Genomic DNA, 21,840 nt, shown 5'->3' with positions numbered 1-21,840 from the left:
TTAAGTTTATGATGTTGACTTGAAGTGGTGGTTGATAACTTAGAAATACCAGTGTAAAGGAGGTGATCTTCAATGTTTTCAAGGATTTGGACAAAGCCATATACGAAAAGCTGCTCAGAGCAGATTGAGCGATTGAAAGCTGCATTGCAGGACTGTGACGCCGTGGTGATCGGTGCCGGAGCCGGTCTTTCCACCTCAGCCGGATTTGTTTACACCGGCGAACGGTTTGAAAAATACTTTTCCGACTTTGCGGCAAAGTACGGCATCCAAGATATGTATTCCGGCGGCTTTTATCCCTTTGCCATGCCGGAGGAGCATTGGAGCTATTGGAGCCGATACATCTATATCAACCGCTATATGGATGCCCCCAAACCGGTCTACGATGACCTTTTGAAGCTGGTGTCTGACAAGGATTATTTCGTTATCACGACCAACGTGGATCACTGTTTTCAGAAAGCAGGCTTTGATAAAAAGCGGCTGTTTTACACGCAGGGCGATTACGGCCTGTTCCAGTGCAGTGAGCCGTGCTGTCAGGAAACCTTTGATAACGAAGCTGCGATTCGTGAAATGGTCAAGCGGCAGCAGAATATGAAAGTACCGACAGAACTTTTACCCGTCTGCCCTCACTGCGGCAAGCCCATGACCATGAATCTCCGCTGCGATGATACCTTTGTGGAGGACGAAGGCTGGCACAAGGCAGCGGAGCAGTACGAAAATTTTCTCCGAACTCGAAGCGAGCAGAAAATTCTCTTTCTGGAGCTGGGTGTCGGCTACAACACCCCAACCATAGTGAAGTACAGTTTCTGGCGCATGGCTCATGACTGGAAAGATGCCACTTATGCCTGTCTCAATTATGGAGAGGCGTATGCGCCTGACGAAATCAGAAAGAAGTCCATTTGTATCAATGGAGATATTGGAGAAATCCTGTCTCAGCTTTAAGAAAAGTCAATATTGTCTTGCCGTGGGCGTTTCACTTTAACCAGTGGATGCCCTTTTTTCATACCCATTTTCAAAGGAAAGGAGGTCTTGTAATGGCTGTATTCAGAGTTGAAAAAACGAAAGACTTTACCATCATGTGCAACCATCACCTGCGGAATATGCACCCTATGCTATATCACGCTCTCCGAATAAACCTCAAGATTTTGAAAATAATAAAGTGAAAATTCCGATGTTTGTATTGAAACCATGTCACGAATAGTATATAATATTCGTGATATCATGAAAGGAGAGCACGGTCGTGGACAATGGATATATGCAGAAAATACGAGCGCGAATTCTTGCTGCTGAGGATGGTGCAGTTTTTGTTGCTCCTGATTTTGCAGATATTGCGGACACCGCAACAATTCGCCAAGGATTGAAGCGGCTTTACCAATCTGGCATTATCCGCAGAATTATCAGAGGCATTTACGAAAAGCCAAAGTACAGCAAACTGCTTGATGAATATGTAGCGGCCGACCCGGATGCAGTTGCCAAAGCATTGGCACGGTGTTACCACTGGACCATTGCCCCATGTGGAAATACGGCCCTGAACCTGTTGGGTCTCTCTACACAGGTAACAGCGGTCTGGTCCTACATCAGCGACGGTCCGTATAAGACCTATGAGTGGAATTCCACCAAGCTGGAATTTAAGCATAGGACCAACAAGGAAATCACTGGCCTGTCTTACATGACGAGTCTGGTGATCCAGGCGCTGAAAACTCTGGGAAGGACCAACGTGACGCCGGAGATCATACAGACGCTTTCTGAAAAGCTGTCCGAGGCTGAAAAGCAAGCCTGTCTGAAAGAGGCAACGGAATCCACGGATTGGGTTTATGATACGATACGAAAAATGTGTGGAGGTGACACACAATGAGGAATGTAGCACGATTGCCGGAAAGTGATCGGCGCGAACTGTTCCGAAATACCGCCGATAAAATGGGCTTGAATGATGCCATCGTAGAAAAAGATTTTTGGGTATGCTTTACGCTGGATTATCTGTTCCACCGCTGCCCGTGGAAAGAGACTATTACCTTCAAAGGCGACACCAGTCTTTCCAAGGCATTCAATCTGATCAGCCGCTTTTCCGAAGATATTGATCTGATTCTGGATTGGCGGGTGCTGGGATACGGTAAGGACGAGCCATGGGAAAAACGTTCCAACACCAAACAGGATACGTTCAACAAAGAAGCCAATGCTCGGGCAGAGGTTTTTCTTGCGGAGCAGTTTTGTCCCACCATTCAGGCAGAACTTTCTCAGGAGCTTGGCTGTGAGGCGAATATTTACATAGACGAAAAGGACAAACAGACAGTTACCTTTGCCTATCCGCACCTGTTTACAAATCCCGCTACCTTGCAGGTTATTCGTTTGGAGATCGGTGCGCTGGCCGCTTGGACGCCCGCAAAAATCGCTCAGATCGAGCCCTATGCCGCAACCTATTACCCAAAAGTATTTGTGCAAAAGGACACGGCTATTCTGACCGTTGCGCCGGAGCGGACTTTCTGGGAGAAGGCAACGATTCTGCACCATGAAGCCAACAGACCCGAGAGTTCGGAAATGCCGCAGCGTTATTCCCGGCACTACTATGATCTGTACCGTATGTCCATGACACCTGTGAAAGAAGCTGCCTTTGCCCGGGTGGAATTGCTGAAGACAGTGGTGGACTTCAAGATGAAGTTTTATCCGAGAGCCTGGGCAAAGTATCAGGAAGCTATTCCCGGCACCTTGAAGCTTGTTCCCCCGGAGTATCGCTTTGCAGCATTGGCCGCAGATTACGAAGCAATGAAGGATATGCTCTATGGTGATGTGCCGACCTTTGAGACTGTCATGAGCGCAGTCAGCGAATTAGAAAAAGAAATCAACGCACTGTAACAACCTAATATTATAAAGCCACCGGCTAAGCCGATGGTCTTGACTCGTGAGCCCGGCAGGTAGAAGAAACGTTGTCACTGATAAGGATTTGACCAGAGACGGTAAAAGGAAGTATAATTGGACTGAGAGAAAACAACAGGAGTGACAATATGGTAAAAAATCAAGTACATTCATCTCAGTCAGGAACCTTTGACATCAGTGCGGCAATGCTTCATATCATCGCCATGACATTTATGCTGATGGATCATCTCTGGGCTACGCTCCTTCCGGCTCAGGACTGGCTGACCTGCGTAGGAAGGCTCGCGTTTCCCATCTTTGCATTTATGGCAGTGGAAGGATATTTTCACACGCACAGCTTTAAAAAGTACATTCTCCGGCTGCTGCTGTTTGCGGTGCTGTCGGAGATACCCTTTGATCTGATGTATGGCGGAACCTGGTTTTATCCGTTTCATCAGAATGTGATCTGGACGTTGTTGATAGGACTCGCTGGAATCCATTTGATGGAAAAAACTCGAAAAAAACAGAAGCTTACGATCTTTCTGCCGACGGCGGTTCTGGTCGTGCTGGTTGGAAGTGCACTTGGGACGGTAGGAATGGCAGATTACTATGGTGCCGGTGTATTGACACTGTTTATTTTTTACTTTTTCCGGGGAAGAAAATGGTGGTGTTTTGCCGGACAGATTCTGGCGCTCTATTGGGTCAATGTAGAGCTGCTGGGAGGTCTGATGTACCCCATCCGGCTTTTTGGGATGGACTTTGAACTCTGCCAGCAGGGACTTGCATTGCTTTCACTGCTTCTGATCTGGTTGTATCGTGGACGGCAGGGCTGCCATACGAAAGTCTTCCAGTATAGCTGTTATGCGTTTTATCCGGTCCATATGCTGATTCTTGCATTGGTGCTGAATTATGTAAATCGATAATGATAAGAACTGCGGCTGCAGGGAATACGACCCTGCAGCCATTTGAAATCTTGTGGCACATATAAAAAAGAGCGGTAGGATCGTTTCCTTTATTTTAAATATTCATCCATCCAGTTAATGATCTCCGTCATCCGGTCGATCCTGTTCTCCGGCTTTCCGCCTCTGGACAGCTCATGGTTTTCTCCATGGAACAGGCAAAGCTTCGACGGGCAGCCGTTCCGCTTGATGGCGCTGAACATGGCGAGTCCTTCCGCCATATAGCAGCGGTAGTCCTCATCAGAGTGGATAAAGAGTGTCGGTGTCTTGCAGTTCGGCGCAAACTGGAGCGGAGACTGCTTCCAGAGGAGCTCCACATCGGTCCTCGTATTGGCTCCCTGGTTGTTTAAGATGAAGGTGTGTCCGATATCGGAGCTGTGCTCAAAGGATACCCAGTTAGAGATGGAACGCTGGGAAGCGGCGGCATGGAACCGGTCTGTATGTCCGATGATCCAGTTTGTCATAAATCCGCCGTAGGAGCCGCCTGTGACACCGAGATGTTCCGGATCGATCATCGGATACCGCTTTAGGACTTCATCCGTGAAATCCATCAGGTTCTGATAGTCCACAGTTCCGTAGATTCCGTTGATATTTCCAAAATCCGTGCCCCGTCCGTCAGATCCTCTCGGATTGCAGAAGAACACGAAATATCCGCGGTTTGCCCACATCTGCATCTCATGATAGTAGACGTCTGAATAAACGGTTCTCGGACCGCCGTGGATAGTTAAGATGCCGGGATAGGACTTTCCTTCCTCGAAACCTGCCGGTTTTAAGACCCATCCGTGGATCTCGTAGCCGTCGCTGGCGGTGAAAGAGAACGCCTCCGGTGTCTGTACGTCATATTCGTCGGTGAGCCAGTCATTCATGTGGGTCACCTGCTCGCCGTCTACAAAGAGTTCCGCAATGTGGAGTCCGTGGAATTCCATGGAGGCGATGTGTCCGCCCGCGAGATCGAAGCTGTCGCAGGAGCTTCCTGCCGTCAGCGGCCCGGAGACGGTGCCGCCCCGGGAGATCTTATAGAGATGGGAAAAATCTCCCACGGTGGAAATATAGTAAAATTCCCCGCCCACAGCCTTAAATGTCTGTCCTGCGCCGAATCTGGAATCGGAGCCCACGGAGGAGCCGCCGATGGAAGATTCATAAGGATGGATCAGCTTCATGGATCCGTCCACGAGATCCATATGGTAGAAGTCACAGTATTTCGTCGTATCCTTATAGGAGTCATCCGTTGCCGCAATGAGTGCAGTCTTTTCGTCTAAGAGGGAGACAACTCCGGTGCGCATGGAATCCGGCGCGATCAAGGTTTTTGTCTCTCCGGTGGAGAGGTTATAAAGATAAACGCCCGGACGAATCCCCATGACACCCTGTTTCCACGGATATGCTTTGTAGAGCAGGAGATTTCCAAGGACAGAATACTGGGAACAGTCGGTCCAGTCGTCCGCCACGTAAGTGAGTTTACCGGATCCCATATCATAGATGGCGTAACGGTTCCTCTTCGCGTTCGTGTATCCCTGACCATTGCCCCAGAACGGAAGCTCGTCGAAGACCTCGTAAGATTTCTTTCTCGTATCTCTGTAATTATCATGACGGATCGTCAGAAGGTAACGTCCATCCGGGAGAAGGCGGATCCCTGTGACAGTAGCCGGAATGGACGTGATGCACTGGGCCTCTCCGCCGGACGGAGAGATCTCATAGAGGAAAGAAGTTCCGTTCTCCTTTTCTTTTTTTAAGGCGGCAGTCCGGGCTGCGGTAAAGATCAGGGTATTCTCCGCGGTCCAGCTCCAGGTCTTCGCGTCACCGCTGCAGGTGACACGGGAGACAGTCTTCTTCCCGAGATCATACAGGTACAGGTCAGACAGATAGCCATTGGTCTCCCGGTCCGGTACGGATACCGTGAAGGCGATCTTCGTTCCATCGGGTGAGAAATGTGGGTTGCTCAAAAAACGGAACTTCAGGAATGTGTCGATCTCAATCTTCTTCATCGTCATGTCCTCCATAATTAGTATTTTGTAACAGGAAATCCGAGGAATTCCCTATTATACAAACAGGCACTAATGTGCCAATGATGCGCACTTGCGCAAAAATGCAGGTCAGATGCATCCATCCACAGAATCTGCCGGGCTGACCCCGGAAGATCATAGGCCGGAAGGCACTGGATCGCTATGAAATGAGTATAAATACTCAGAGTGGAATGTGTCAAGGAAAAGTGGAGCAGGGGTATCCGGAAAAAGCGCTTGCCATATCAGAAAAATGATGTTAGAATATTTTAGACTATGTATAATGCGCACGAAAAGATCCTTGGGACTGGTGCACGAGAGATAAAAAAGAGCGAGATGCGAAGAGAAAGGAAGCTGAACCGATGTCAGGACATAATAAATTTTCCAACATCAAACATAAGAAAGAGAAAAATGACGCAGCAAAGGGTAAGATCTTTACCGTAATCGGAAGAGAGATTGCTGTCGCAGTTAAAGAGGGCGGCGCTGATCCGGCTAACAACAGCAAGCTGCGTGATGTGATTGCAAAAGCGAAAGCAAACAACATGCCGAACGATACCATCGACCGCGGTATCAAGAAAGCAGCCGGTGACTTAAACTCCGTAAACTACGAAAACTTAACATACGAGGGATACGGTCCGAGCGGTGTTGCGATCATCGTTGACACACTGACTGACAACAAGAACCGTACCGCAGCAAACGTAAGAAGCGCCTTCACAAAGGGCGGCGGAAACGTAGGCGCACAGGGAAGCGTTTCCTTCATGTTCGACCGCAAGGGCCAGATCGTGATCGACAAAGAAGAGTGTGATATGGATGCCGACGAGCTCATGATGGCTGCACTCGATGCAGGCGCTGAGGATTTCTCCGAGGAGGAGGACAGCTACGAGGTTATCACAGATCCGGACAACTTCAGTGCAGTCCGCGAGGCTCTCGAGAAAGCCGGAATCCCGATGGTAGAGGCTGATATTACTATGATCCCGCAGAACTGGGTAGAACTTACTGACGAGGAAGCGATCAAGAAGATGCAGAGAATCCTTGATCTCCTTGACGAGGATGATGACGTACAGGCTGTATACCACAACTGGGATGAATAAAAAATCGTGATTGTGTATGTTGTGATCCCCTTTCACCAGAATTGTACTGATGAGAGGGGATTTCTTCATGTAACAGGAAAATCGGAGAGCGTGGAACTCTCCGGAGACAGGAGGGAGGAGTCCGTTATGACGGATATGAAGAAAAATATAAAAAGGACAGCAGTGCTTTCTGTGGTGCTGGTCCTGATGTTCGCGATAACCGTATTTGGCGCGGAGCAGACAGAAGAGTATGTGCCGGCGGTCTATGCGACGTTCTGGGCGCTCGTTCCGCCGGTCGTGGCGATCGGGCTGGCACTTATCACAAAAGAGGTGTACAGTTCCCTGTTCATCGGTGTTCTTATGGGTGGAATCCTGTATTCCGGTTTCAGCTTTGAGGGAACGATCACCCATATTTTTGAGGACGGAATGATAAACGTTCTCTCTGACAGCTACAATGTGGGAATCCTGATCTTCCTTGTGATCCTTGGCACGATGGTGTGCCTGATGAACCGGGCCGGCGGGTCGGCAGCATTCGGCCAGTTTGCGGCGGATCATATTAAGGGCCGCGTGGGCGCGGAGCTTGCGACGATCCTGCTGGGCTGTCTGATCTTTATCGACGATTATTTTAACTGCCTGACCGTGGGAAGCGTGATGCGCCCTGTGACAGACAAATTTAAAGTCTCAAGAGCAAAGCTCGCGTACCTGATTGACGCGACGGCAGCTCCGATCTGCATTATCGCACCGATCTCTTCCTGGGCGGCCGCGGTTACCGGATTTGTTGAGGGCGAGGACGGATTTTCTATCTTCGTGCGGGCGATCCCATACAACTTTTACGCGATCCTGACGATCGTGATGATGATCGGAATGGTACTTTTACGGACAGAATTCGGTTCTATGAAATTTCATGAGAAGAATGCGCTCAAGGGGGACCTTTATACCACGCCGGGACGTCCGTATGACACGGAGAAACAGCCGGAGGTCTCTGTCAGGGGAACCGTTCTGGATCTTCTGATCCCGATCATATCCCTGATCATTTGCTGCATGGTCGGCATGCTCTATACGGGGGGATTTTTCTCAGGAGAGGATTTTGTGACAGCCTTCTCCCAGAGTGACGCGTCCCTGGGACTTACGATGGGAAGCTTTTTCGGACTTTTGATCACCATCGGTCTCTATCAGGTACGCCGGGTCCTGAAATTCTCTGAGTGCATGGCCTGCATTCCGGAAGGTTTTAAGTCCATGGTCCCGGCGATTATGATCCTGTCCTTCGCATGGACACTGAAGGCGATGACGGACAGCCTCGGCGCAGATGTCTATGTGGCGACGGTGGTTGCGTCCAGCGCCCGTTCCTTCTTAAATTTCCTTCCGGCGATCATCTTCGTTGTGGGCTGCTTCCTGGCTTTCGCGACGGGAACATCCTGGGGAACCTTCGGGATCCTGATCCCGATCGTTGTTGCTGTGTTTGAAAACAGCAACCCGGATCTTATGATCATCTCCATCTCTGCCTGCATGGCAGGAGCTGTCTGCGGTGACCACTGTTCTCCAATCTCCGACACGACGATCATGGCATCCGCCGGAGCCCAGTGTGAACATGTAAACCATGTGACGACCCAGCTTCCGTATGCGGTCACGGCGGCGGTTGTGTCCTTCGTCTCCTACATTATCGCGGGCTTCGTACAGTCCGCATGGATTGCCCTGCCGATCGCCATTGCGCTTATGGTGGCCACAATGTTTGTGATCCGCGCGGTGAATGGAGTGATGAAGGAAGAAGCGTGAGTTCCATGTGGCCACTGAACGTGCCGGATGGCTCCGGTTTTGAAAGGACCTGCGGAATCTGCGGGTCCTTTTCCTGTTCTGTATGTTTCTGACGATATTTTCCGGTTGCTTTTTTGCCGGTTTCTGGTATAATAGTTTTTGTTCCCGGGGTATGGCGTAGCTTGGTAGCGCGCTCGGCTGGGGGCCGAGAGGTCGCAGGTTCAAATCCTGTTGCCCCGATTTTTGATGAGCAGGAGCTGGAATGAACCAGCCCCTGCTTTTGCTTTACCGGTACAGCCAAAAGTTGCAAACAGAAACGGGAATTGCTATAATGAGAACAGTATAATGCCCTGCGGTCCCAATCCGTCGGGGACGAGAAACGGAAAGGTCAGATCATATATGAAACCAATCATTCTTTTATACCATCTGCCGGAAGGCGAGAGACTTGCGAAGATCAAGAGGGCGCTGTTCCCGCTTGGAATGAAGCTGCGGGCTGTGAAAAAGGAAGAGTATCTGGAACCGGTGGGATATCTTGCCGGGGTGAAGGAACTCGTGCCCTGTGGGAAGGTCTATACAGGAGATGACTTTGAAAAAGAGATGATGGTGATGGCGGGACTCACCTCAAAGCAGGTGGACACGGTGATCCTTGCGCTGAGAAAGACGGGGGCCGGAAGGATTGACTACAAGGCAGTCCTTACGCCGACGAACCAGAGCTGGAACGCGCTGACATTATACGGGGAGCTTGCGAAGGAACACGCGAAAATGAACCGGTAGATCACCGGAATCCGGAAAGACTGACGATGAACCTGACTGTTTGACAGTCCATAAAATGGAATGGAGGGATCGGTCCATGAGAGATGAGAAGAAACAGCAAAAAGAAGCTCTGAAGGAAGAAATGCTGAGACTCGGGAACCTTCAGCGGGAATGCAAAGAGGAAAAGATTCCTGTCTATATTACCTTTGACGGTTACGACGGTGCCGGAAAGGGCGTGCAGATCGGCCGGCTCATGCAGGCACTGGATCCGAGAGGCTTTGACGTTTACACCGGAGATAAGGATACCGAGGAGGAAGCGCTCCGTCCGTTCCTCTGGCGGTTTGCGGTCCATGCCCCGGCGGATGGGCGGATCACGATCTATGACACAAGCTGGTACCGGAGGGTTCAGGCGGACCGGTTCGAGGGAAAGCTGAATGAAAAGAAAGCAGATGCCGCGTTTGAGGATATCTGCGCGTTTGAGAGATGCCTGGTGGACGGCGGAACCGTTCTCATCAAATTTTTTCTGGATATTTCAGAGAAGGAACAGGAAAAGCGGTTTAAAAAACTTCTGGAATCAAAGGATACCGCATGGCGCGTCACAGAGAAAGAACTTGCGAGAAATGCCCATTACGGAAAATATAAGAAGCTCAGCGATGAGATGATCAGGAGAACGGATATGCCTTATGCTCCCTGGTACGTGATCGACGCGAAGGAAAAGAGCGGGACGGCGCTAGTGGTCATAAAGACGGTGGCAGATGTTCTGGAAAAGGCGCTTGAGAAAAAACGGGCGGGAAAAGAGGCGGAGATCTTTGAGAAACCGGTTCCGCCTGACAGATATGAAAAAGGGATCCTTGCAAAAGCGGACCTGACAAAGCGCCTTGAGGAGGCGGAATACCGGAAAAAACTGGACAAGCTCCAGAAACGGCTGGAAGTGCTCCACGGAGAACTCTACCGTCTGCGGATCCCGGTGATCCTTGGCTTTGAGGGCTGGGATGCCGCCGGAAAGGGAGGAGCGATCAAACGTCTGACGAGCCATCTTGATCCCCGCGGATATAAGGTCTGCCCGACAGCATCCCCGAACGATGTGGAAAAATCCCATCACTATCTCTGGCGCTTCTGGAATCATGTTCCGAAGGCAGGACACATCGCGATCTTTGACCGCACCTGGTACGGAAGAGTCATGGTGGAGCGGATCGAGGGCTTCTGTTCCGAGGAGGACTGGCACCATGCATATCGGGAGATTAACGAGATGGAAGCACATTTTGTGCACTCCGGGGCTCTTGTCTTAAAATTCTGGCTCCAGATCGACAAGGACGAGCAGGAGCGGCGGTTCAATGACCGGATGAAGAACCCGGAAAAACGGTGGAAGATCACGGACGAGGACTGGAGAAACAGGGAAAAGTGGGATGCTTACGTGCTTGCTGTAAATGAAATGCTGGAAAAGACCTCTACAAAGGATGCCCCCTGGATCGTTGTGGAAGGAAATTCCAAGTGGTATGCGCGAATCAAGGTCCTTGAAACTGTGGCGGATGCCATGGAAAAAAAGATAAAAGAAGTGGAAAAGAACAGAAAAAGATGAGCAAAGTAGTGATTATAGGCGGCGGGGCAGCGGGAATGGCTGCTGCCATCGGCGCCGCGGAGTGCGGACATGATGTCTCCGTTTATGAGAAAAATGAGAAGCTTGGAAAAAAGATCTATATCACGGGAAAAGGACGCTGCAATCTGACGAACGGCTGCGATACGGAGGACCTGTTCAGAAATATGGTCTCCAACGGAAAGTTCCTCTACAGTGCCATCTATGGATTCACAAACTTTGATATCGTGGATCTTGTGGAGGCAAACGGCTGCCCGGTGAAGGAAGAACGGGGAGCAAGAATGTTCCCGGTATCGGACCATGCTTCCGATGTGACGGGGGCCTTGGAGCGGAAGATGAAAACTCTTGGCGTAAAGATCTTCTTAAATGAACCGGTCAGGGATATCGTGATCAGGGACGAAAGGGCGGCAGGGATCATTCTGGAAAAATCTGGAAAGAGTGTGGATGCCGATGCAGTGGTGATCGCCACAGGCGGACTTTCCTATCCGTCAACAGGTTCCACGGGGGACGGGTACCGTTTTGCGAAAGAGGCGGGTCACACGGTGACACCTTTGTCACCGGCGCTTGTTCCGTTCGTGTGTGCAGAAGATGATGTGAAAGAACTTCAGGGACTCTCCTTGAGAAACATCGAGGTGACTGTCTGGAACGGAAAGAAAGTGCTCTGGAAAGAGTTCGGCGAGATGCTGTTTACGCATTTTGGCGTCAGTGGACCTGTCGTTTTGAGTGCCAGCAGCTATGCGGCGAAGATCATCAAAAAAACACCGCTCAGAATGGATATCGACCTGAAACCGGCACTCTCAAAAGAGCAGCTGGATGCGAGAATCCTGCGGGATTTCGATGAGGCGAAAAATAAGCAGTTTAAGAACTCCTTAAATCACCTCTTCCCGGCAAAGCTGATCCCGGTGATGATAAAGAGGAGCGGCATCGATCCGGAAAAACAGGTCAACGAGGTGACTGCGGAGGAGAGAAAACGTCTGGTGGATCTCACAAAAGCGTTTTCCGTGACGCTCACAGGACTCCGCGGGTACAATGAGGCAATCGTGACGCAGGGCGGAGTGAATGTGAAGGAAGTGAATCCATCCACTATGGAATCGAAGAAGCTGCAGGGCCTCTATTTTGCGGGCGAGGTTCTGGATCTGGACGGTGTGACCGGCGGATTTAACCTGCAGATCGCCTGGTCGACCGGAATGCTGGCAGGCAGAAGCGTATAGAGCACCGGACCTGAGAAGCAGCTTTGAACCCGTATGGCTGTAAAGATATGGAACCATCACGAATAAATAAAAAATCTTGGAATAAACTAAGGGGAGAATAACATGTCTTTTAATGTAGCAATAGACGGACCGGCAGGAGCCGGAAAGAGCACCGTGGCAAAGTCTGTGGCAGCTCTGAAGAATTTTATCTATGTGGATACCGGAGCAATGTACCGGGCAATGGCGTTATATTTTCTGCGCCAGGGAATCGATAAGACCGACGAGAACGCCATCAACGCGGTACTTGACAAGGTGGAGATCACGATCCGTTACGAGAACGGTGCGCAGCAGGTGATCTTAAACGGCGAGAATGTATCCGGGCTGATCCGCACCGAAGAGGTCGGAAACATGGCTTCAGCCACATCCGTCTACAAGAAGGTCCGTGAGAAGCTCGTGGAACTCCAGAAAGATCTGGCAAAGAAGGCGGACGTGATCATGGATGGACGCGACATCGGAACCTGTGTCCTGCCGGATGCCGATGTGAAGGTATATCTGACCGCAAGCTCCGCAGTCCGGGCGAAACGCCGCTATCATGAGCTTAAGGAGAAAGGAACAGCCTGCGATCTCGATGAGATCGAGAAGGACATCATCGAACGGGATTACCGGGATATGCACCGGGAGAATTCCCCGTTGAAACAGGCGGATGACGCCGTACTCCTTGACAGCTCCGACATGACGTTAAAAGAGGTCGTGGACACGATCACAGCGATGATCGATAAGAAGCAGGGTGCGTAAGATGGAAGTAACAGTTGCAAAGACAGCAGGCTTCTGCTTTGGTGTGAAGCGTGCCGTGGAAAAAGTATATGATCAGATCGGCAGGACGGAAAAAAGGATCTACACCTACGGTCCAATTATCCATAATGAGCAGGTCGTGGGCGATCTCAGGGAAAAGGGTGTGGAGGTCATCGACTCTTTAGAAGAATTGAAGACGATCCGGAACGCTGTTGTTGTGATCCGCTCCCACGGTGTCGGAAAAAATGTCTACGAGATCTTAAAGGAAAACGATGTGGAAATCGTGGATGCCACATGTCCCTATGTGAAAAAGATCCACCGGATCGTCGAAAAACAGTCAGCAGAAGGAAGAAAAGTTCTGATCATAGGCAGTGAGGACCATCCGGAGGTGCAGGGCATCAAGGGATGGGGAGATGAGCGGACAGTGGTCATCGAGGACATGGATGATTTTCTTAAGCTGCAGCTTCCGGAAAATGAGAAGCTTTGTATTGTATCCCAGACGACATTTAATTACAAGAAATTTCAAGATATAGTTGAAAAAATTTCTAAAACGAGGTATGATATAACTGTTTTAAATACGATTTGCAATGCAACACAGGAAAGACAAGTGGAAGCGATGAGGATAGCCTCACAGGTGGACGTGATGCTGGTTATCGGCGGGAAACACAGCTCGAATACCCAGAAGCTATACGATATCTGCCGGAAGGAATGTAAAAACACCTATTACATCCAGACTCTGGGCGACTTTAATCCTGAATGTATTAGTTCTGTGCGCAGTGTAGGTATTACGGCCGGGGCGTCAACCCCAAACAATATTATCGAGGAGGTTCATACTAAATGTCAGAGTTAAGTTTTGAACAAATGTTAGAAGAATCATTAAAAACAATACGTACAGGAGAGGTTGTCACCGGTAAGGTCATTGACGTAAAAGAAGACGAAATCGTTTTAAATATTGGTTACAAGTCTGATGGCATCATTACCCGCAGTGAATACACAAACGAGTCCAACGTAGACTTAAGAAATCTTGTACATGTTGGTGACGAGATGGAAGCCAAAGTCGTAAAGGTGAACGACGGTGAGGGTCAGGTCGCTCTTTCCTACAAGAGACTGGCTGCAGACAGAGGAAATAAGAGACTTGAGGAGGCATTTGAGAACCACGAGGTTCTTACAGCAAAGGTTTCCCAGGTTCTTGACGGCGGTTTAAGTGTGATCGTGGACGAAGCTAGAATCTTCATCCCGGCAAGTCTTGTATCCGACGTATATGAGAAAGATTTATCCAAATATGCTGATAAAGAGATCGAATTCGTTATCACAGAGTTCAATCCGAGAAGAAGAAGAGTCATCGGCGACCGCAAGCAGCTTATCGTTGCTAAGAAGGCTGAGATGCAGAAAGCTCTCTTCGAGAAGATCCATGTAGGTGACAAGGTAGAAGGAACTGTTAAGAACGTAACTGATTTCGGTGCATTCATCGATCTCGGCGGCGCTGACGGTTTACTCCACATCTCCGAGATGTCCTGGGGCAGAATCGAGAACCCGAAGAAGGTCTTCAAGGTTGGCGATAAGGTAACAGCTCTCATCAAAGACATCAACGGTGAGAAGATTGCCCTTTCCATGAAGTTCCCGGAGACAAATCCGTGGGCTGACGCTGCTGAGAAGTACGCAGTAGGCAACGTAGTTACAGGTAAGGTAGCTCGTATGACTGACTTCGGCGCATTCGTTGAGCTTGAGCCGGGCGTAGACGCTCTGCTTCATGTATCCCAGATCTCCAGAGAGCACGTTGCTAAGCCGGCTGATGTACTTTCCATCGGTCAGGAGATCACTGCTAAGATCGTTGACTTCAACGAGGCAGACAGAAAGATCAGCTTAAGCATGAAGGCTCTCGAGGCTGACAACGCACAGGAGCAGACAGAGGAGTAATCCGAAGGTGATTCTTAAATAAGAATTTTCGAGGACATCGTTCTTTACGGGCGGTGTCCTTTTTTGCGCAACAGGACACATTCATTTTTATAAACAGTGAGTCAAATTTCATGCCTGCGGGGGTCTGCGGCATTGTCATGCGTCGGAGTTATTTTTCGATGCCGATCGAAACGGATTTCAGAGGCCGCGAAGCCTGCCGCAGAAATGCCGCAAATTATGCCCGCACTACAAAAATGCGTAAGGGATTTGTAATTGAAATCATAGTGTAATCTCAAGGTTTGTATGTTAAGATAACCGTACAAAAGCAAAAGACGGCGGAAGAACCTGAAAAGTTACTGTGAACAGTAACCTTGGAAAATCAGGACGGCCGCAAATCGGTATTTGAAGGAGAACGCTGTAAAACAATGCAGTCCGGCAAAGACCGATACAAGAGAACAGGAGGAATTTTATTATGACGAAAAATATGAAAAGAATGACAGCGCTGGCCTGTGCGGCCATGATGATTGCATCTATGGGGATCACCGGATGCGGCAAGGCGGATGGACAGACAAAGGAGGAGACAAAAACGACAGCCGTTGAGACTCCTGCAGGAACTGAGACATCTGCGACTACGGAAAACGAGGCGGGAAAACTTCCGGACGGTACCGGTCAGGAAAGTGGAGCGGCAGACACGGAGTCCGCGAGTGAGTCTGATCCGATGATGGGAACGATCGTTTCTGTGGAAGATGGACAGCTTACGATGCATCGCCAGGATAATGGATTTGATGAGGATGTTGTAATTACGATCGCAGAGGATACGAAGGTTCTGGATGCAGAGAATGGTTATCCGGTGGAACTCAGTGATCTGAAAGAAGGAAATACCATCAGCGCTTATGTAGACGAGGCAATGACGTTGAGCCTTCCGCCGATTACAAATGGTCTGCTGATCTTAGTACAGGCAGAGGGATATGATTTCCCGAGATACACGAAGGTAAAGGAATTGATGGCTGCAAATACAGAAGGTGAGCGGATCCTCACAGCCGAGAATGGGATCAATTACATGATTACCGCTGAAACAAGACTTCTTCCATATCTGACAAGAAATATTGTCTCCGAGGAAGACCTCACAGAAGGAACCGAGATCCTGATCTGGAATGATGAGAACGGAAATAAAGCAGAAAAGATCGTCGTGTTCCAGGGTGAGAACGGATACGCAAAATAAATAATGGGATCTTAAGAGAAACCGATCTGTATGAAAGTACTGGACAGCGGGTATACTCTCCTTATGGAAGGAGCGTGAGCCTGTGTCGAAGAAAAAAAGAGAACCGGTGGATCCGGAGCACTTAAAGCCGGAGGACCGGATGAAATTCGAGATTGCGAAGGAGCTGGGGCTGGCGGACAAGGTAATCGCCGGTGGCTGGCGATGCCTTACCGCAAAAGAGAGCGGCAGGATCGGCGGTCTTGTGACAAAAAAGAAGAGAGAAATGTCCGCGAAAACGCAGGATAAGGAGAATCCAGAGGAAAACTGCCATTGAAACAATGGCGGTTTTCTTTTATAATTAGGGAAGAGAGATGCGGCAATTCAACGATATGGAAAAATCAGATCTCGGAAGGGAATCAATTATGAATATATCGCTTATTTGTTTTACGAGAGACGGATTTGAGACGATGAAGCGGATCAATGACACCCTTTCCGGAGCTTCTGAAGCTTTCGCGAATGCGTCCTGTCCGGAACATCGTGATAGGAGCGCAAAGACCGAGGACAGATCCTGTGAGGGGGGTACTCTGTATCAGTCTCTGTGGATCGCCGGGCGGTACGCGCTCCAGCTTGCGGCGACGGATGCCGGAGTGCCTTATCAGGCAGTGCCGGAGGGCGGACTTTCGGAGTGGACGAAGGAGGCTTTTCTGCGGGACGATGCTCTTATTTTTGTGGGTGCCTGTGGGATCGCGGTGCGCTCCATTGCGCCATATGTGCGGGATAAATTTCAGGACCCTGCGGTGGTCTGTGTGGATGAGGCGGGACAGTTTGTGATCCCGCTTCTCTCCGGACATGTGGGCGGAGCGAACCGGCTGGCGGAAATGGTGGCTTCCGGGATCGGAGCAGTGCCGGTGGTGACGACGGCGACGGATGTGGAGAAGAAATTTGCGGTGGACGTGTTCGCAAAGGATCATGGATTTGTGATCACGGACCGGAAACTTGCGAAGGAGATTTCGGCTGATATCCTTGCGGGTGAGCCGGTGGGAGTGTTCTCAGATTTCGGATTTTCAGCGTGGAAGAAGATTCCGGAGGGACTTTTTGAGGATCGGATCTGTAAGCGGAATCTCTGGATTACGGTGTCCGGAAAAGAAAAGAAAGGGATTCCGGAGAACCGCGTCCTGCGCCTGATCCCACGGTGTGTGGCACTTGGAATCGGCTGTAAACGCGGGACACCTGTTGAGAAGATCCGGACTGCGGTGGAAAGTGCGATGGAGCGGAACGGGATCGATCTGCGAAGCGTCTTTGCGGCGGCGAGCATCGACATCAAGAAGCAGGAGCAGGGACTCATCGAATTCGCAAAGGAACTTCAGGTGCCGTTTCTGACATTTTCCAGTGAGGAGTTAAATGGACAGCCGGGGGATTTCCCGGAGTCAGAATTTGTGCGGAAGACCACGGGAACCGGAAATGTCTGTGAGCGGTCCGCAGTGGCTGCGTGCAGGCTGGGCGTGAGAGCTTCTGAGTGCAGGATCCTGATCCATAAGGAAGCGGAGGACGGCGTGACAGTGGCCGCAGCGTATTATATGATCGGAAAGTCCGGAGAAAATGCGGATCGGGAAGAAAAATCGAGAGGATAGAGTAGAAAGAATATGATGATCCTGATAAATGGGGGAAGCTCCAGCGGAAAGTCCGCATTTGCAGAGACCCTGATCGTAGAACAGGCAAAGAAAGAAGAGGTGATGGCGGAAGCCGCCGGAAAATCGATGCGCGGCGGCGCCCGGAAAACGGATCTGCGCCATCAGCCGTCCTTCTATCTTGCAACCATGATCGCCTGGGACGAGGAGTGCAGGGAGCGGATCCGAAAACACCGCAAAATGCGGGAAAAAAAGAATTTTATGACCATCGAGTGCCCTGTGGATCTTTCGAAGGCGGAGGTCCCCGCTGGGAGCCGGTGTCTGTTAGAGTGTGTTTCCAATCTTGCGGCGAACGAGATGTACCGCCGGGACATGGAAGATCCGGAGAATGGCGCGATGGAACGGATATTGGAAGGAATCAGGATGATCAGAAAAAATGCGGACTTTCTGGTGATCGTGACAAATGATGTGTCCGGGGATCAGGGGCCGTACTCGGAGGAGACGGAAGCGTACCGGAAGCTGTTGGGCGGAATCAACTGTACGTTGGCCGGGGAGGCGGATGAAGTGTACGAGGTGATCTGCGGTGAGCCGGTGATGGTGAAGAAAAAGAAGAGGGAAGATACGGAAGTGGAAGAGAGAAGAACGGATCGATCTGTGGATCGTCAGAGAGGGATCAGGCTTTTTGTAGGAGGCGCGTATCAGGGGAAATCAAACCTTGCGATGCGTGAGGCGGTGACGGAAGAAAACCGCTTCATTCTTGTGGCAGACGGCGAACAGTCACCGTTGGAAGACGCGTTTGATTCGGAGGCTGTTCTGAATCTTCATATCTATATTCGAAGGCTGATAGACGCAGTACTGGGTGAGTATGACGCGAAGAGAGAGGATGACAGAGTGTTCTGCGACAGTATCCGCAGTGAAATCAATGAGAGAACTGAAGCTGTGAGGGATCCGGCTGAAAGAACATCTGCCGGAGAAACAAAGATGGTCAGAGTGCAGACGAAAGAAACGGAAGATATCGAGATCCGGATCGAAGAGGTCATGTACCGGTATCTGGATATGATCCTTGAGAAGAATCCCAACGCAGTCATCACCTGCGACGAGATCGGCTGCGGAATCGTTCCCATCGATAAAACAGACCGCCTGTGGCGGGAGATGAGTGGGGACGCCTGCCAGTATCTGGCGGCGCGGGCGGTGAAGGTATGCCGCGTTGTCTGCGGGATCCCGATGGCTTTAAAGGGCGGTGAGACATGATGGAGTACGGACACGGCGGTGATATCTACCGGAACCGGAATGTGGAGCTGGATTTCTCGGTCAACGTAAATCCCTTGGGAATGCCGAATTTTGTCTGGGAGGCAGCCCAGAGGAGCATTGCCTTCTGTACAGGATATCCGGACAGCTCCTGCGAAAACCTGCGGGGACGGTTGTCAGAGCTTACCGGTGTCCCGGAAGATCAGATGATCTTCGGAAACGGGGCGGCGGAATTGATCTTCCGGCTGGTACAGGAGGTACGGCCGAAAAAGGCAGTGATCCCTGCGCCATCTTTCGCGGAGTATGAAACGGCGTTGAGATCCTGTGGGACAGAAATCGCTTTTTTCTATTTAAAAGAGGCGGAATCTTTTTTCTTAAATATATCGGAATTTCTGGATTTTTTGAGAGCAGAGCAGCCGGAGATCATATTTTTATGCACTCCGGCGAATCCCACAGGGGCCATGATCCGTCAGGCAGATCTTTCAAAAATCTTAGACTACTGCAAGAAACATGGGATCCTGCTGGTTCTGGACGAATGCTTTGTGGAATTCCTTGATGAGGAGCGAAGCTGCGGCTGTATCCGCGAATTTCTCGACTGGGAGACCGGAAGACCGGAACATGGCGGAAACTTATTTCTTCTCCGGGCATTCACAAAGACATATGCCATGGCGGGATTGCGGCTGGGATATGGATTCTGTACGAGCAGGCAACTCCTGGACCGGATGGAGACGAACTGGCAGCCCTGGAGTGTTTCAATCCCGGCTCAGGAAGCGGGATATGTGGCACTTTCGGAAGAACGGATCCCTTTTTTGAAAAAGATGCGGGAGACGGTGGCGAAAGAACGGCAGTATCTTTCTGACGGATTGACGAAAGCGGGATTCACGGTATTCCACTCGGACGCGAATTTCCTCCTGTTTAAGGATTTCAAGACCGGTCAGGAATCCTGGCTGTACGAATATTTTCTGGAACGGGGGATCCTGATCCGGTCATGCAGGAATTACAGACTGCTTGACAGACGATTCTACAGGATCTGCGTCCGCTCCCATGAAGAAAACCGGGAATTCCTGGAGATATTAAAGGATTACAGGTAGATCATCCGGAGGGAAAACGCAGCCGTTGGAAGAAAACGAAAGATACGTTGGAAAATGACAGAAGGATAAAGAAATTTTCTGTATGTTTATAAGTAAAAATAATATAAAATCGCAAAAAAATTATATGAATTGCCTGTTGCTAAAATTCGACAAAGCTGTTATACTCTACAGTAATAACTGGAACTGACGTTATGACGGTTTTTAGTTATATTTTTTTTAAACATAATAAAACAGAAGAAAGAGAGGGAACCATAAAATGGGTAAGATCATTGGTGATGGTATTACATTTGATGATGTGCTCCTTGTACCTGCATATTCTGAAGTAATCCCAAATCAGGTTGATGTTTCAACACACCTGACAAAGAAAGTCAAACTCAATATTCCATTTATGAGTGCCGGCATGGATACCGTTACTGAGCACCGCATGGCGATCGCTATGGCGCGACAGGGCGGAATCGGTATCATTCACAAAAACATGTCGATCGAGGCGCAGGCTGAAGAGGTAGATAAGGTAAAACGTTCTGAAAACGGAGTAATCACAGACCCATTTTATTTGTCCCCGGAACATACATTAAAAGATGCAGATGAGCTGATGGCAAAATTCCGCATTTCCGGTGTTCCGATCACTGAGGGTAAAAAGCTCGTCGGAATCATCACAAACCGTGATCTGAAATTTGAGGAAGATTATTCCAAGAAGATCAAAGAGTGCATGACTTCCGAGCATCTGGTTACAGCTAAAGAAGGCGTAACCATGGAAGAAGCAAAGCGCATTCTTGCAAAGGCAAGAGTCGAGAAGCTTCCGATCGTAGATGAAAACTTTAACTTAAAAGGACTCATTACGATCAAAGATATCGAGAAACAGATCAAGTATCCGAACTCCGCAAAGGATGACCACGGAAGACTTCTCTGCGGTGCTGCAATCGGAATCACAGCAAATGTTCTTGAGAGAACGGAAGCCCTTGTAAATGCAAAGGTCGATGTTGTTGTTCTCGACTCTGCGCACGGACACTCTGCGAACGTTATCAACTGCGTAAAGATGATCAAGGAGAAATTCCCGGATCTTCAGGTAATCGCCGGTAACGTTGCAACGGGTGAGGCTACAAGAGCCCTGATCGAGGCCGGCGTTGACGCTGTCAAGGTTGGTATCGGACCGGGATCGATCTGTACGACACGTGTCGTTGCAGGTATCGGTGTTCCGCAGATCACTGCGGTTATGGACTGCTATGCAGTTGCGAAGGAGTACGGTATTCCGATCATCGCCGACGGCGGTATCAAGTATTCCGGAGATGTTACAAAGGCTCTCGCAGCCGGCGGTAATGTCTGCATGATGGGATCCATGTTCGCGGGCTGCGATGAGAGCCCGGGAGACTTCGAACTTTATCAGGGAAGAAAATATAAAGTTTACCGTGGAATGGGATCCATTTCCGCTATGGAGAACGGCAGTAAGGACCGTTACTTCCAGTCGAACGCGAAGAAGCTTGTTCCGGAAGGCGTTGAAGGACGTGTCGCTTACAAGGGATTCGTTGAGGATACCGTATTCCAGATGCTGGGCGGTCTTCGTGCCGGTATGGGATATTGCGGTGCTCATGATATCAAAGAGCTTCAGGAGAACAGTCATTTTGTTAAGATCTCCGCAGCCGCACTCCGCGAGAGCCATCCGCATGATATCCACATCACAAAAGAGGCTCCGAACTATAGCGTAGACGAATAATTTTAATCCCGAGAGGGCAGCAAAGGGCTGTGCAGGCGGCGGAAACGCTGTTCCCTGCATAGCCTTTTTTCGGACTGTGTGTATTTAGAAATAAGGGACCAGATGGAAAATTTT

At 49.9% G+C, this 21,840-nt stretch carries 19 protein-coding genes and 1 tRNA gene; 19 read left to right on the top strand and 1 reads right to left on the bottom strand.

The features are described 5' to 3' along the window. Nucleotides 1-72 precede the first annotated feature (72 nt). From DW826_RS05035 to DW826_RS05020, 4 genes are all read left to right on the top strand, one after another. Nucleotides 73-939, top strand: a complete 867-nt coding sequence (locus tag DW826_RS05035; RefSeq protein ID WP_117552213.1) for a Sir2 family NAD-dependent protein deacetylase — start codon at nucleotides 73-75, stop codon at nucleotides 937-939. Between the two features lie 298 nt (nucleotides 940-1,237). Further along, complete coding sequence (locus tag DW826_RS05030; protein ID WP_117502980.1) at nucleotides 1,238-1,852, top strand: DUF6088 family protein; 615 nt, start codon at nucleotides 1,238-1,240, stop codon at nucleotides 1,850-1,852. Further along, nucleotides 1,849-2,847, top strand: a complete 999-nt coding sequence (locus DW826_RS05025) for a nucleotidyl transferase AbiEii/AbiGii toxin family protein (protein WP_117552212.1) — start codon at nucleotides 1,849-1,851, stop codon at nucleotides 2,845-2,847. Before DW826_RS05030 ends, DW826_RS05025 begins: the two co-directional genes overlap by 4 nt. Nucleotides 2,848-2,996: 149 nt before the next feature. Further along, nucleotides 2,997-3,767, top strand: coding sequence for a TraX family protein (locus tag DW826_RS05020; RefSeq protein WP_117552211.1), 771 nt, complete (start codon nucleotides 2,997-2,999; stop codon nucleotides 3,765-3,767). An 89-nt stretch (nucleotides 3,768-3,856) separates the two neighbouring features. Here the strand turns inward: DW826_RS05020 and DW826_RS18570 are convergent, their stop codons facing one another. Then, a complete protein-coding gene (locus tag DW826_RS18570) occupies nucleotides 3,857-5,785 on the bottom strand; it encodes a S9 family peptidase (protein ID WP_242992096.1) in 1,929 nt (642 codons plus the stop codon). 377 nt (nucleotides 5,786-6,162) lie between these two features. On the opposite strand from DW826_RS18570, the gene DW826_RS05010 reads away from it, so the two are divergent. From DW826_RS05010 to guaB, 15 genes are all read left to right on the top strand, one after another. After that, the gene (locus DW826_RS05010) at nucleotides 6,163-6,891 is read left to right on the top strand and encodes a YebC/PmpR family DNA-binding transcriptional regulator (RefSeq protein WP_015554900.1); all 729 of its coding nucleotides are present in this window, start codon (nucleotides 6,163-6,165) and stop codon (nucleotides 6,889-6,891) included. Between the two features lie 135 nt (nucleotides 6,892-7,026). Beyond that, nucleotides 7,027-8,643: a Na+/H+ antiporter NhaC family protein gene (locus DW826_RS05005; protein WP_117469922.1), complete on the top strand. Its 1,617-nt coding sequence runs from the start codon at nucleotides 7,027-7,029 to the stop codon at nucleotides 8,641-8,643. Nucleotides 8,644-8,788: 145 nt separating this feature from the next. Beyond that, nucleotides 8,789-8,862: transfer RNA gene (locus DW826_RS05000), tRNA-Pro, on the top strand. Between the two features lie 159 nt (nucleotides 8,863-9,021). Next, entirely contained in the window at nucleotides 9,022-9,396 is a 375-nt protein-coding gene (locus DW826_RS04995) for a DUF3783 domain-containing protein (protein ID WP_117469921.1), read from the top strand. Between the two features lie 76 nt (nucleotides 9,397-9,472). Further along, nucleotides 9,473-10,954 (top strand): polyphosphate:AMP phosphotransferase, encoded by a 1,482-nt coding sequence (pap, locus tag DW826_RS04990; RefSeq protein WP_117552210.1) that lies wholly within the window; start codon nucleotides 9,473-9,475, stop codon nucleotides 10,952-10,954. Next, the gene (locus DW826_RS04985) at nucleotides 10,951-12,180 is read left to right on the top strand and encodes an NAD(P)/FAD-dependent oxidoreductase (protein WP_117552209.1); all 1,230 of its coding nucleotides are present in this window, start codon (nucleotides 10,951-10,953) and stop codon (nucleotides 12,178-12,180) included. Before pap ends, DW826_RS04985 begins: the two co-directional genes overlap by 4 nt. 102 nt (nucleotides 12,181-12,282) lie before the next feature. After that, entirely contained in the window at nucleotides 12,283-12,954 is a 672-nt protein-coding gene (cmk, locus tag DW826_RS04980) for a (d)CMP kinase (RefSeq protein WP_117469881.1), read from the top strand. A gap of 1 nt (nucleotide 12,955) precedes the next feature. Next, the gene (gene ispH, locus DW826_RS04975; RefSeq protein WP_117469880.1) at nucleotides 12,956-13,801 is read left to right on the top strand and encodes a 4-hydroxy-3-methylbut-2-enyl diphosphate reductase; all 846 of its coding nucleotides are present in this window, start codon (nucleotides 12,956-12,958) and stop codon (nucleotides 13,799-13,801) included. After that, entirely contained in the window at nucleotides 13,789-14,868 is a 1,080-nt protein-coding gene (gene rpsA, locus DW826_RS04970) for a 30S ribosomal protein S1 (RefSeq protein ID WP_117469879.1), read from the top strand. Before ispH ends, rpsA begins: the two co-directional genes overlap by 13 nt. A 451-nt stretch (nucleotides 14,869-15,319) precedes the next feature. After that, nucleotides 15,320-16,069 (top strand): hypothetical protein, encoded by a 750-nt coding sequence (locus DW826_RS04965; protein WP_117552208.1) that lies wholly within the window; start codon nucleotides 15,320-15,322, stop codon nucleotides 16,067-16,069. An 82-nt stretch (nucleotides 16,070-16,151) separates the two neighbouring features. Further along, entirely contained in the window at nucleotides 16,152-16,382 is a 231-nt protein-coding gene (locus DW826_RS04960) for a small, acid-soluble spore protein, alpha/beta type (protein ID WP_021905969.1), read from the top strand. An 88-nt stretch (nucleotides 16,383-16,470) separates the two neighbouring features. After that, nucleotides 16,471-17,679: a cobalt-precorrin 5A hydrolase gene (locus DW826_RS04955; RefSeq protein WP_165859968.1), complete on the top strand. Its 1,209-nt coding sequence runs from the start codon at nucleotides 16,471-16,473 to the stop codon at nucleotides 17,677-17,679. A 12-nt stretch (nucleotides 17,680-17,691) separates the two neighbouring features. Next, nucleotides 17,692-18,927 carry a bifunctional adenosylcobinamide kinase/adenosylcobinamide-phosphate guanylyltransferase gene (locus DW826_RS04950; protein ID WP_117552206.1) on the top strand — a complete coding sequence of 412 codons (1,236 nt, stop codon included), beginning with the start codon at nucleotides 17,692-17,694 and terminating at the stop codon, nucleotides 18,925-18,927. After that, on the top strand, nucleotides 18,924-20,015 hold the full coding sequence (locus tag DW826_RS04945; protein WP_117552205.1) for a histidinol-phosphate transaminase: 1,092 nt from the start codon (nucleotides 18,924-18,926) through the stop codon (nucleotides 20,013-20,015). Before DW826_RS04950 ends, DW826_RS04945 begins: the two co-directional genes overlap by 4 nt. Nucleotides 20,016-20,271: 256 nt before the next feature. Then, the gene (guaB, locus tag DW826_RS04940; protein ID WP_117469874.1) at nucleotides 20,272-21,726 is read left to right on the top strand and encodes an IMP dehydrogenase; all 1,455 of its coding nucleotides are present in this window, start codon (nucleotides 20,272-20,274) and stop codon (nucleotides 21,724-21,726) included. Nucleotides 21,727-21,840 lie beyond the last annotated feature (114 nt).

This window comes from Clostridium sp. AM34-11AC (assembly GCF_003435375.1).
Classification (GTDB): domain Bacteria; phylum Bacillota; class Clostridia; order Lachnospirales; family Lachnospiraceae; genus Pilosibacter; species Pilosibacter fragilis.
Note: the sequence above shows the minus strand (reverse complement) of the source record. Positions and strands in the feature narration are given on the sequence as shown.

What these genes read in the sequence shown, in the direction of transcription:
- rpsA (WP_117469879.1), top strand. Translation starts at nt 13,789, where the DNA reads ATGTCAGAGTTAAGTTTTGAACAAATGTTAGAAGAATCATTAAAAACA.
- cmk (WP_117469881.1), top strand. Translation starts at nt 12,283, where the DNA reads ATGTCTTTTAATGTAGCAATAGACGGACCGGCAGGAGCCGGAAAGAGC.
- DW826_RS04985 (WP_117552209.1), top strand. Translation starts at nt 10,951, where the DNA reads ATGAGCAAAGTAGTGATTATAGGCGGCGGGGCAGCGGGAATGGCTGCT.
- ispH (WP_117469880.1), top strand. Translation starts at nt 12,956, where the DNA reads ATGGAAGTAACAGTTGCAAAGACAGCAGGCTTCTGCTTTGGTGTGAAG.
- DW826_RS04995 (WP_117469921.1), top strand. Translation starts at nt 9,022, where the DNA reads ATGAAACCAATCATTCTTTTATACCATCTGCCGGAAGGCGAGAGACTT.
- DW826_RS05020 (WP_117552211.1), top strand. Translation starts at nt 2,997, where the DNA reads ATGGTAAAAAATCAAGTACATTCATCTCAGTCAGGAACCTTTGACATC.
- DW826_RS05010 (WP_015554900.1), top strand. Translation starts at nt 6,163, where the DNA reads ATGTCAGGACATAATAAATTTTCCAACATCAAACATAAGAAAGAGAAA.
- DW826_RS04945 (WP_117552205.1), top strand. Translation starts at nt 18,924, where the DNA reads ATGATGGAGTACGGACACGGCGGTGATATCTACCGGAACCGGAATGTG.
- DW826_RS05005 (WP_117469922.1), top strand. Translation starts at nt 7,027, where the DNA reads ATGAAGAAAAATATAAAAAGGACAGCAGTGCTTTCTGTGGTGCTGGTC.
- guaB (WP_117469874.1), top strand. Translation starts at nt 20,272, where the DNA reads ATGGGTAAGATCATTGGTGATGGTATTACATTTGATGATGTGCTCCTT.
- DW826_RS05035 (WP_117552213.1), top strand. Translation starts at nt 73, where the DNA reads ATGTTTTCAAGGATTTGGACAAAGCCATATACGAAAAGCTGCTCAGAG.
- DW826_RS05025 (WP_117552212.1), top strand. Translation starts at nt 1,849, where the DNA reads ATGAGGAATGTAGCACGATTGCCGGAAAGTGATCGGCGCGAACTGTTC.
- DW826_RS04950 (WP_117552206.1), top strand. Translation starts at nt 17,692, where the DNA reads ATGATGATCCTGATAAATGGGGGAAGCTCCAGCGGAAAGTCCGCATTT.
- DW826_RS18570 (WP_242992096.1), bottom strand. Translation starts at nt 5,785, where the DNA reads ATGAAGAAGATTGAGATCGACACATTCCTGAAGTTCCGTTTTTTGAGC.
- pap (WP_117552210.1), top strand. Translation starts at nt 9,473, where the DNA reads ATGAGAGATGAGAAGAAACAGCAAAAAGAAGCTCTGAAGGAAGAAATG.
- DW826_RS04965 (WP_117552208.1), top strand. Translation starts at nt 15,320, where the DNA reads ATGACGAAAAATATGAAAAGAATGACAGCGCTGGCCTGTGCGGCCATG.
- DW826_RS04955 (WP_165859968.1), top strand. Translation starts at nt 16,471, where the DNA reads ATGAATATATCGCTTATTTGTTTTACGAGAGACGGATTTGAGACGATG.